The organism is Paenibacillus sp. UNC217MF (genome assembly GCF_000686865.1).
GTDB classification, from domain to species: domain Bacteria; phylum Bacillota; class Bacilli; order Paenibacillales; family Paenibacillaceae; genus Paenibacillus_B; species Paenibacillus_B suaedae.
In genome coordinates this window covers 1-10,530 of sequence record NZ_KK366031.1, presented here as the reverse complement: position 1 = coordinate 10,530, position 10,530 = coordinate 1, and the positions used below count along the sequence as shown (strand labels likewise).

General features: G+C 38.7%; 14 protein-coding genes and 2 pseudogenes. 1 reads left to right on the top strand and 15 read right to left on the bottom strand.

Annotation, left to right across the window (positions count from 1 at the left end; all coding sequences use genetic code 11):
* From BP95_RS31595 to BP95_RS34150, 3 genes are all read right to left on the bottom strand, one after another.
* Positions 1–440 (bottom strand): RHS repeat-associated core domain-containing protein (locus tag BP95_RS31595; protein WP_036667667.1); only part of this gene is annotated, 440 nt, incomplete at its 3' end.
* A complete protein-coding gene (locus BP95_RS34685) occupies positions 371–541 on the bottom strand; it encodes a hypothetical protein (protein WP_254777347.1) in 171 nt (56 codons plus the stop codon). The genes BP95_RS31595 and BP95_RS34685, both read right to left, overlap by 70 nt.
* A gap of 257 nt (positions 542–798) precedes the next feature.
* Complete coding sequence (locus BP95_RS34150; RefSeq protein ID WP_231515224.1) at positions 799–1,260, bottom strand: CPCC family cysteine-rich protein; 462 nt, start codon at positions 1,258–1,260, stop codon at positions 799–801.
* A 538-nt stretch (positions 1,261–1,798) separates the two neighbouring features.
* Between BP95_RS34150 and BP95_RS34680 the strand changes: the two are divergent.
* Positions 1,799–1,864 (top strand): annotated as a pseudogene (locus BP95_RS34680) (IS3 family transposase); the annotation flags it as partial.
* Between the two features lie 158 nt (positions 1,865–2,022).
* Here BP95_RS34680 and BP95_RS34675 read toward each other — a convergent pair.
* From BP95_RS34675 to BP95_RS0128305, 12 genes and pseudogenes are all read right to left on the bottom strand, one after another.
* Complete coding sequence (locus BP95_RS34675; protein WP_021252137.1) at positions 2,023–2,271, bottom strand: DUF1871 family protein; 249 nt, start codon at positions 2,269–2,271, stop codon at positions 2,023–2,025.
* A 19-nt stretch (positions 2,272–2,290) separates the two neighbouring features.
* A pseudogene (locus BP95_RS33665) lies at positions 2,291–3,393 on the bottom strand (polymorphic toxin-type HINT domain-containing protein); the annotation flags it as partial.
* 191 nt (positions 3,394–3,584) lie between these two features.
* Entirely contained in the window at positions 3,585–3,965 is a 381-nt protein-coding gene (locus tag BP95_RS0128350; RefSeq protein ID WP_021252139.1) for an Imm8 family immunity protein, read from the bottom strand.
* A gap of 20 nt (positions 3,966–3,985) precedes the next feature.
* The gene (locus BP95_RS0128345) at positions 3,986–4,915 is read right to left on the bottom strand and encodes a polymorphic toxin-type HINT domain-containing protein (protein ID WP_021252140.1); all 930 of its coding nucleotides are present in this window, start codon (positions 4,913–4,915) and stop codon (positions 3,986–3,988) included.
* Positions 4,916–4,961: 46 nt separating this feature from the next.
* Positions 4,962–5,453, bottom strand: coding sequence for a hypothetical protein (locus BP95_RS31590; RefSeq protein WP_021252141.1), 492 nt, complete (start codon positions 5,451–5,453; stop codon positions 4,962–4,964).
* 126 nt (positions 5,454–5,579) lie between these two features.
* Positions 5,580–6,233, bottom strand: a complete 654-nt coding sequence (locus BP95_RS0128335; protein WP_021252142.1) for an RHS repeat domain-containing protein — start codon at positions 6,231–6,233, stop codon at positions 5,580–5,582.
* A 233-nt stretch (positions 6,234–6,466) separates the two neighbouring features.
* Complete coding sequence (locus tag BP95_RS0128330) at positions 6,467–7,024, bottom strand: hypothetical protein (protein WP_028533804.1); 558 nt, start codon at positions 7,022–7,024, stop codon at positions 6,467–6,469.
* A gap of 12 nt (positions 7,025–7,036) precedes the next feature.
* Positions 7,037–8,107, bottom strand: coding sequence for a polymorphic toxin-type HINT domain-containing protein (locus BP95_RS0128325; RefSeq protein ID WP_139170669.1), 1,071 nt, complete (start codon positions 8,105–8,107; stop codon positions 7,037–7,039).
* A gap of 237 nt (positions 8,108–8,344) precedes the next feature.
* The gene (locus tag BP95_RS31585) at positions 8,345–8,629 is read right to left on the bottom strand and encodes a hypothetical protein (protein ID WP_021252145.1); all 285 of its coding nucleotides are present in this window, start codon (positions 8,627–8,629) and stop codon (positions 8,345–8,347) included.
* A gap of 201 nt (positions 8,630–8,830) precedes the next feature.
* Positions 8,831–9,475 (bottom strand): DUF3885 domain-containing protein, encoded by a 645-nt coding sequence (locus BP95_RS0128315; RefSeq protein WP_021252146.1) that lies wholly within the window; start codon positions 9,473–9,475, stop codon positions 8,831–8,833.
* A gap of 67 nt (positions 9,476–9,542) precedes the next feature.
* Entirely contained in the window at positions 9,543–10,238 is a 696-nt protein-coding gene (locus BP95_RS32190; protein WP_081819999.1) for a polymorphic toxin-type HINT domain-containing protein, read from the bottom strand.
* Between the two features lie 50 nt (positions 10,239–10,288).
* The coding region (locus BP95_RS0128305) for an IS3 family transposase (protein ID WP_028533802.1) at positions 10,289–10,530 on the bottom strand (242 nt) is incomplete at its 5' end.

Sequence of the window (10,530 nt, the reverse complement as noted above, 5' to 3'; positions counted from 1 at the left end):
ACATCTGCAAACTCTTGACTTAACAAGTTATAAGCGTATGAATATGCTCTACTTTCGGTAGAAGTTATCTTCATAGTCGCTTCGAGAATGGAATTCAACTCTGACGGTATATATCTGTTCCCACTAGGATCGATATATTTCAACGGATTATTTTGCACATACGTATACAGATTCAACGTTAGCGGGTTACCCAGTTCCCCTTCATACGTATCCTCATTAATAAACCTACCTACACTTGGATCATACCATCTTGCGCGCAAATATTGCAGATTCGTTGTCGCATCCCAGTATTCGCCCGAGTAACGGAAAATGTTCGGGACTCGCTCCTCTTGTACCAATGGATTGCCCCAGATATCGTACGTATAGCGGTTCAAGACATTGCCTTGTGCATCCCGAATCTCCGTAATGTCGCCGTGTCCGTTGGATACGTAGTACTGCATACCTTGTCCTGGAACCTGACGAGCCAGTAGCTTGCCGTAATCGTCATGGACATAAGATGCTGTAATCGTGATGCTGCCGTTGCCTGTACCTGCTTTGTCATTATTCTTATCCTCCTTTGGTTTTAGGCATGCAAAAAGGCTTATTCCTCCTTATCATTCAAGTGGAATAAGCCTTTGAAAGTTTATCATGTGTGTTAGTCAAGTTGTTTAGTGTTTGGTTTGTTGGTTGTCTTGTACGAACCAATTGTCAAGAAGTAAATCCTCTGCTCTTTTGTAAGTGTTATTCGTTTATTGAGGTGATATTTCATGCTGTTAACCCTAAAATAGGTATGCAGACCTTAAAGTTTCTGAATAAAAATTACTCAATATTATTCTTTGGTAATTCTTCTTCCAACGGCTCTCTAACCATATTTTTATATTGAAGTTTGCATACGCCAAATTGTTTATAATTCTCTCTGGCTTGATTCAACGAAATATGGTTTGCTCCTATGTTTATGTCGGGCTTAGCATGAGCTACAACATCAAACTGCCAAAAACACACATCGCAAATATCTACAACCACTTCATCCTTACTTTCAATAGTAAAATTACAGCAACATGGACACTGTAATCTCTTCATATTTCCACACCCTCTCTCACTTAGGAGCATACAATCCGATTTGCTCCTTCCAATATTTAATTCCATCAGTTGGCTTATAGTAAGTTGATATTCCACCATACTGATTAATAATTCCAAATTCATTCGTTGCTGTATCATACCTAAAATATGTGCCTTCTTTTGAAACAAAAGATTGTGTTGTTGAGGTTGGAGATTTCTCAAGAAAATTTCTTGCACCTTTAAGATATTGAGCCTCAGTAGTAAAACCAAAATCACCTTTATGGTCATTAAAGTGTTTTTGTTAGAGTACTCTTACCATTACCTCTCGTAAAATCAGAAGCGGTATTTCTTGTACCTGAATATGACTTTCCAATATAACCCGTCCCCTGAGGCTTCATTGCCTTTTCAATATTCAGTTTGTTAAATGATTTTGCTTCATTCCAAGAAACCTCAAATTTCACCTTGGGCGAAGCACGTGTTATTTTCGGAGGAGGTGCAACGTTACCTCTAACAACTGTACTTCCCACATAGCTGTTACTGGAAGAACCACCTCCATCACCTTTGCCGCCCCCAACGCATTCCATTGCAGTTTCTGTAAATGCACATTTGTTATTACCTGTAGGTTGTAAAGAACATTCAAGAAAATGCCAGATGATGCAGGAATGGCACAAATTATGTCCAGGGTATCCAAGTCATAGACAATGGCCTAATGGAATCATTCTGGGGAATGATGAAATCCGAAATGTAAAACCTCAAGAAATTCAATACGTACGAAGAAATGGAAGCAGCAATTATGGAATACATTGAGTACTACAATAATTATTGATACCAAAAAAATTAAACTGTATGACGGCATTGATGTACAAGCGTCATTTCAGCAGCATAAAAAAAGGCACCGACCAAAAGTGAAGGATCGGTGCCAGAGCTATTTTTACACTGTCTACTTGACAGGGGTCAGTTCATCCACCCTAAAGGTATCAATTTTTATTTAGATGACTGAATATTTATTAATATTTCTGTTATTTCTTCACATTCATGATATGGCTTTCGGAACTCATTACCAAAACAGCTCTCAAATAAGTCGTATATTTGTTTAGAAATGGTCGATTTAGATTCAAAAGAGCTGAGTAGTTCAACGATTTTACTAACCTCACATTGATATTCATCATGAAGTAGTGGGTAAATTTCAGCGGGATTCCAGTCATTTATTATTTTTGTTATTTCCTCTACCAAAAAATCACCTCACCAAGTTTTATTCACCAAATAATGATTTAGAAAGTGCTTTATACGCATCATCATAATGACTTTTTGGGATTGCTGTTACAAGCGTTCCATCGGTCGCCACAACTACAGCACCATCTTTGGTAAAGAACAAATGCTTACTTCCATTGTTCTGAGAAAGTGCCTTACCATTTTTCACCCAAGACTCTGCCATTGATTGGGTTACTCCACGTTGTCCCATTCTCTCTAATCCGTGGTTGGAAACCTTAGACCACTCAATCCTAGTACCAGGATGGTTTACTAAAACCCCAGACTTTCCAAAACTGTCGCCTATCTTTGCTAAATTACAGTTATGCACCCAAATCCCAAGGTTTGAAACAAAGTATGAATTAAAGTCCTTAACCTCAAAGTTATAAACTGTTGCTTCGCGAGGTTCTTTCTCAATCTTATCTATCGCTAGTTTAGTACTGACACTCGAAACAAGCAAGTCGCCAACCTTCAAGTCTTTAACAAACGTCCATCCCTTACCATCCAACCAAAACGGATGCTCACCCGTAACCTCGATGATTTCATCCCCAATGTGGACGTAATAAATTTCGTCAGCCTGTTTTTGGAACAGCCCCACGACCTCTTTATATGCCACTTCTCCGGTTTCATCAGACTTAGCGAGAACCTTATCCCCTACTTCGATTTCCTCGATAGGTTTCTCCCCTTCGTCTGTTAATACCTTCGTCCCTGCAGTAAAGCAATTGCACTTTGCTAGTACTTTTGCAGCAGCTTTACTAACTTTGGTTCCTGTTTTAATTAATTTTACCGGAGGCAAAAATCCCAACAACACAAGTCCCTTATCTCCTAATGAGCTATTAGGATCCAACATGGTATTTATATCATCAAGAAGTAGGAAGTCAGCCCCATTTTTTGCAACAGCCTTACCTCCCTTAACTTGTGCATCCAAATTTGATTAATAATTCCCATATCAACCGCATAAGTTAAAGACGGAGAAACTGGATAAACAAAATTACCTGTAGGGTCTAAATGAATTAATGGATTATTGTACACATACGTATACAAATTCAAACTCAGCGGATTCTTGATATCCCCTTCATACGTATCCTCATTAATAAACCGCCCTACACTCGATAAAATGGGCGATGACTGTCTTCTAATCACCGCTTCTCACTTGTACGTCCACATTTCAGAAAAACATTATACGAAGTTGATGAGGGTAAAATTCTTTCGGAGCGTGCCGCCCGATTCATTCGGCACTGAGTGGGGGTAAAAGAAAACCCTTGAGAAAGTTGCGTATTCCCCAAGGGTGTAACCTATTACTTATTTTCGTCTAGCTTTGATAATATATCTTTTTCCGTATAGAACTGGATATTGTCATACTCCCAGTTCAAATGACGATTGATAGCTTTTGCGGCTTCTTCCCAAGTAGGTCGAATACAATCTTTGAGCATTTCTTTTATTTCTGTTTCTAACAATTCTAGCTCAAAGTTTTGAACAATGAATGTTGCTCTACAATTTAGCATCTTATTTTCATTAAGACTTTTTATCACATACTCAGGTGTTAACACTTGAAAATGAAAACAATCAGAACCGACATCATCTTCTTCAGCAATATAAGCTGTACCTCTTAATTTAGAGCCTTTCAAACCATCTTTAATTTCAATGAAATCAATACCTTTGAGTACGGGAACAACCAACTAATATCTCCACCTTTTTGTCATTTGACCTTGATATGAAAATTGCCACCCGTCTGAGTATCCTCTAAATTCAACTCAAGTCCTCCATTTTTCTTAAAACCATACCTTGCTACATATCTGCCATCGGAGCTTACATAAGTTGTATATCCGTTACTAGCAGTACCTTTTGTATAACCTTTTCCTACAAATTCAGTAGCTGCTGTTTGTGCTGTACTTTTTGTTATATAGCCAACTTCTAGACCTGCGTTTCCTGTGTTTGTTTTACCCATAGTAGCGAGAGTTTTAGGGCTTAAGTTACACTCTGTATTATGAACCCAAATACCCAAATCCGTGACATAATACGTATGGAAGTTAGCAACACTAAAGTTATAAACCGTAACTGGTTCTACAAGTTTAACAAACTCTACCGTATCAATCGTCAGGTTGCTTCCGTCAGATTTTTGGAGCTTATCGCCTACTTGGAGTTCATCGGCGAAGACCCACCCTTTTTCTTCTACCCAAAATGGATGGTTGTCTGTCGTCTCGATGATCTGCTCCCCAACGTTCAGCTTAATTATATCATCACGTTGGTTGCGGTATAACCCCGTTACTTCCTTATAAGCCAACTCTCCATCAGGGTTATTCTCATCCTTGGCGAGAACCTTATCTCCGACCGCAATGTCTTCGATATTTTTCTCTCCATCGTCTGTTAGAACCTTGGTTCCCGCTGTGAAGCAGTTACATCCGCCAACCGCTCTAACCTTTCCACCAACTTCTCTAGCTTTTCCTATGCCCCCGATTATTGGTCCCAATGAAGCCAAAGCTTCCGAAAAGGAGATTTCCTGATGCCATTTACTGTAATCCTTGGCTAACTCCGCTCTTGCCCAGTCCGCATTCCCTGCACTATTCTTATAAGCACTGGTTTGAGTCAATAAACCAAACAAATAATTAAAACGATTATTATCATACACATCTGCAAACTCTTGACTTAACAAGTTATAAGCGTATGAATATGCTCTACTTTCGGATTAATCGTACCATTTCAGGAACTGAAACTGCATTGAATCCGGAATTCGCCATACCATCAATAATATTTTTAAGTACTCTTTTCCATTCTGACTGAAAAAATTCTTTTGTAGTTACAATATGACCGCTTTGATTGAGTAAATTCTCGGTCTTCCCTACAACATTTTCCCACTCCGAACGAATTACCAGATTACTTGAATCCCACGTTAAATCCCACTTACATGCAAATGAATTTGATGGCCAGTGAACCCTTATCTCACCAGAAACTTTCGTCCTAAGGTTTTCAAGAATGTCTAAGATGTCATTTATCATCAGGCTCATGTCGTATTTGTACCCTATTGGAATACAAATGTTCTTCCACATAATTATTACATCTTCTGTCCAAAGAGGAAACACAATCTCAAGAGCATCAGACAAGGAAGATATATCTTCATCAAACTCCCCAGTAAATCTGGGACATCCTGCTTGAATTCTAAAATCCATAGGCAGTCTCCTTTTTTCTATGGTGCAGGATAACCATGAAATGTACCTGAACCATTATTTCTTACCCAAATTCTTGTTGCATTCACTGTAGAACCATCAGGCATGTATACTCTGGATGTAGAGCCGCTATGTCACGCGTCCAAGCTTATCATACGTGTAATGGGTCTCATTTCCGTTGCCGTCAATGGATTTTATTACGAGTCCTAGGTAGGGTTCATATTCTAGATGCTGTTCAATGGTCGAAACCGCCCCATCTACGTTCGCCACCTGAACAGACTGTTTATTTAGATAGGATGATTTAAATCGTGGATGGAATTCTTGCTGAACGACTGTATCTCTTTGATCTCCCTTAATATGAATCGTAATGGGGTTCCCTACAGCATCATAAGCATAGTTTATTTGCTGTAGTAAAGCTCCATGGTTATTTTTCATAATAAGCTGCATAAATTCACCGTTAGCAAAATTGTATTGGTAGGAAGAATGCAAGGATTCATTATTCGCTGACGGTTGTGTACTACTAAGCAAAGCAACCTTCTTTTCTGAAACAAAATCATATTGAAAGTTATTTGTTACACCTAGAGGATTTGTCTCGGCAGTAATAAATCCCCATCTATTATAGGTTCGATGGGTGTAACGATCTGGTGACCATCGGCCGCCATCGTAGCTGCTTTCTTTAATTCTTGTCGGAACTGCGCGGCCTCGGGATCTATCGTACTCATATTCTGTGATTCTTTTTTGAGTCGCCCCTATCGCTTGCGTTTCGATTTTGGTCGTATACACCGTCGTAGGCGTATCCGAATTGGATTCTCATTTTCATCGAACCATCTCTATTTCATTTGATTAATAAACATCATGGGTTGTTATCACTTCAATTACTTTAATATTTCCCTTAGAGTCTTTGGTGTAGATTACTTTTAGCATCTCGTTTCTTTCGAAACATGCCACCTGATTCAATCCGCACTATGTGGGGTAAGAGAAAGACCTTGAGGTTTTCTTCCCTCAAGGCCTCTTCACTAATCATTACATAATTCCAATATATCAACAAATGCTGCATCCTTTAGAGTCAATCTCCGGTTTACGGGGTCAATTCCTTCTAATTGCCCCCACTCGTAAACAGTATCATACAAATCATATTCATGACTTAATTGAATGTAACCATGTTGTTGAAGTATTTTATTAACTTGCACTTCTGCTTCGATTAGCTCAAACGTATTTGCAGGACCAACTAACCCTAAATTGCCAACTAGAGCATTATGCTTCACCTCATGGAAAAGCAAGTACTCGTATACAGGCACTAGTTTGGAAATTGTTAACTGAATTTCTTGCAGTAAAACAAATCCTCCTTCTCCGAGCCTATCTTTTAGTTTCAAGTACACATGTGCAGAAGGACAAAATCCATCTTGCACTTTCACTTCGGAAACTTGGACGATATCATATATTTCTCTAGGAAGTTCAAGTTTCTTTCGGCTTGTGTCTACATACCATTGGTCTAGTTCCCTCTTCGAATATAATTTTTCTAAAACTTTATTAATTTGACGATGTTCTTCGACAAACCTCATTCCATGGGACAATATAATACCTCCTTATTTTCCCCATTCTCTTCTCTTCACCGCTTTACCTGATTGTTCTCCAGTCACAGCATTAAACTCACCTAAGTGGTTTTTTTTCTTGTTGTCCCATTTTTCTAGAGCACCTTTCTTACTATCCCACTGATAATAATACTTCCCGTCATACCAAGTTTTTCTGCCGTTTATCGTCCCCTTAGAAACCATACCTTGGTCTTTCATCCAATTTGTTTCTTCTTTTAGTATCTTATATGTCGAATTATCACCTTTTAGTATTTTGTTATAATCATTATAACAATTGGTATTATGAACCCAAATACCCAAATCCGTGACATAATACGTATGGAAGTTAGCAACTGTAAAGTTGTAAACCGTGACTGGTTCATCCAGATTAACAAACTCAACCTTATCAATTATCAGATTGCTTCCGTCAGATTTTTGGAGCTTATCACCTACTTGGAGTTCATCTGCGAAGACCCACCCTTTTTCTTCTACCCAAAATGGATGGTTGTCTGTCGTCTCGATGATCTGCTCCCCAACGTTCAACTTAATTATATCATCACGTTGGTTGCGGTATAACCCCGTTACTTCTTTATAAGCCAATTCTCCATCAGGGTTATTCTCATCCTTGGCGAGAACCTTATCTCCGACCTCAATGTCTTCGATATTTTTCTCTCCATCGTCTGTTAGAACCTTGGTTCCCGCTGTGAAGCAGTTACATCCGCCAATCGCTCTTACCTTTCCACCAACTTCTTTACCTTTTCTTATGCCTCCGATTATTGGCCCCAATGAAGCCAAAGCTTCCGCAAAAGAGATTTCCTGATGCCATTTACTGTAATCCTTGGCTAATTCCGCTCTTGCCCAGTCCGCATTTCCTGCACTATTCTTGTATGCACTTGTTTGCGTTAATAAACCAAACAAATAATTAAAACGATTATCATCATATACATCTGCATACTCTCGACTTAACAAGTTATAAGCGTATGAATATGCTCTACTTTCGGTTGAAGTTATCTTCGCTGTCGCTTTGAGAATGGAATTCATCTCTGACGGTATATATCTATTCCCACTAGGATCGATAAATTTCAACGGATTACAGTTTCAATTTATTTCGGAAAAATCATCATAAAGCGAGGTAAGGTATTTAACTTAAAAATGCGGTGATGAGAGTTAGATTCTTTCTAGACTTTCCACTCGATTTATTTTTCACGGATGGGAAATAGAAAGACCTTGAAGAATCTGTAATACATCCTCAAGGTCAAATGTTTATTTTTCTATTCCACTTTTTCTCATATACTCTTTATAGGCTTCTTGGACCTTCTGTTTTCATATGTCTTCCCATAACTTTTTTAGATCAGTGATTCTTCCCTCATCCGCATCATCAGGTTCCATGTCTCCGCCAAAGCCAATCCAAGAATCAGCGTTAGGCACCCCACCTGATTCACCAGCATATGCAATCTCAAACGGTGCATCTGTGTAGGCTACAAAAGGACAACTATTTTCCATGCAGCAGTAGCCAGGCTGTTCCGCACCCGATTTACAAAACGGAGGAATGTCACCATATTCTTTGTCATCCTCGATTCCATAAAGACAATAAACCTCGAGTAACAATTGAAATCGACCTGAATATCGTAAAAGTATATAGTGATTTAGGATATAATTGTTGATCTCAATTGTACGCACCGTCTTGTCAGGAAAATATCATACGGGGATGATGAGGGTTAAGTTCTTTCGGAACGTGCCGCTCAATTCATTCGGCAATGGGTATAGGTAAACAAAGAAAAACCTTGAGGATTGTTGCCCCCAAGGTCTTCATGAAAATAATTCATTGATTTTATTTCGGTCATAGTCCAATATCCAATGACTATACTGCTGGTAAACAGTTCTTAGAGTTTCCTTGTTTTCTGCTACAATGTCCAAACCTCTATCATCATAAAGATGAAAGATTGTTTTGTGCGTGTCATTTATTAAATATATGTCACCATCAATACTAGGTTCTAAACCAAGTGTTCGATTTGCAATTGCCTCTATCAAACTATCAACTTTCAAATCTTGAGATTTCACATTGATATAATATCTCATAGTTACTATATCATCAGTTTCATCGGAATCTCTGTAGCGATACTCCTTCTCTTGTTTAAAAACATGTCCAAAATCAAACTTATTGATATAAGTATTGAATACTTTAAAGACATCACTCTCAATGTCATTGATTGATTCATCACTCCATTTATCTACAAATATCACAAAGCAAATATCGTTATCATGTTCAGTTAATCTGTCAAATAAAGCAATTGCTCTCTGTTTCACCTGCTCCACTCTTTCTTTAGGCGTATCAATATCCCCCCCCATTTCAAATCTAATGGCAAATGATGCACTATAAAACAAAGGCTTTTTCAGATGAATTCCGTCAAAGTAATGCAACAAAAAATTATCTAAATATTGATCATGTTCCATAAAATCATCCCCATCATATAGCCGTAAAGGGAAATTGATGTTCCCTTTACGGCATTTTATACTATGTTTATTTCAACTTTATGACTGTACCCGTTGTACTCTTGTGTTTCCCTGTTATGAAATTCCCGTACTCATCTGCATCAGTAACCCAGTGTAGTTCATTTCCTTTCCTTACAAACACCTTAAAAGCTGAACCGCCATGCCCGGTAGTATCTTTTGCCCACCAATAGCCCTTCTTAGTGTTATCTTGGTAAGCTGTTATTGTATCTCCGTGGAATTTGTAGCTAACTTTTGCTTTAGAATTTGTTTTTATATCCCACTTCGTAGTTGTATTAGGTGTACTACAAGCATTATGTGTCCAAATGCCAAGGTTGGATACAAAGTACGTATGGAAGTCCTTTACCTTGAAGTTGTAGACAACCTTCTGTTCTTTCTTGACTTCAATTTTCTCAACGGCTAATTTCTTGCCATCCGAAGTAATCAGAACATCGCCCACTCCAAGATTCTGTGCTTCTACCCAACCCTTATTAACTATCCAAAACGGATGTTCATCGGTTGTCGTTAAGACTTCGCTCCCAACAGTAATATTATACGTTTCCTTTACCACACGTTGGAAGAGCCATTCGACTTCCTTGTAAGCCATCTCTCCAGTCTGTTCACCCTTCGAGAGAACCTTATCCCCTACCTCGATTTCCTCAATCGATTTCTCCCCATCGTCTGTTAGAACCTTGGTACCCGCTGTGAAGCAGTTACACCCGCCAATCGCTCTTCCCTTTCCACCAACTTCTCTAGCTTTGGATTGTCAACACTAAATCAGACAGCTTTTTTAAGGGATAATCTTCTGTAATCTACTGGACTCATATAGCCTAAGGTTCCATGGATGCGATGTTTGTTGAACCAATTTACGTAGTCATATAGCTCCAATTCTAGGTGATGTAAACTGTGGAAGTTCATCTGATTAATGAATTCCGTCTTCATAATTTTAAACGTAGCTTCTGCAACTGCGTTATCATAAGGACACCCTTTCATGCTTAAGGAACGACCGATCTTGAACG

What these genes read in the sequence shown, in the direction of transcription:
- BP95_RS34685 (WP_254777347.1), bottom strand. Translation starts at nt 541, where the DNA reads ATGACAAAGCAGGTACAGGCAACGGCAGCATCACGATTACAGCATCTT.
- BP95_RS31590 (WP_021252141.1), bottom strand. Translation starts at nt 5,453, where the DNA reads ATGGATTTTAGAATTCAAGCAGGATGTCCCAGATTTACTGGGGAGTTT.
- BP95_RS0128315 (WP_021252146.1), bottom strand. Translation starts at nt 9,475, where the DNA reads ATGGAACATGATCAATATTTAGATAATTTTTTGTTGCATTACTTTGAC.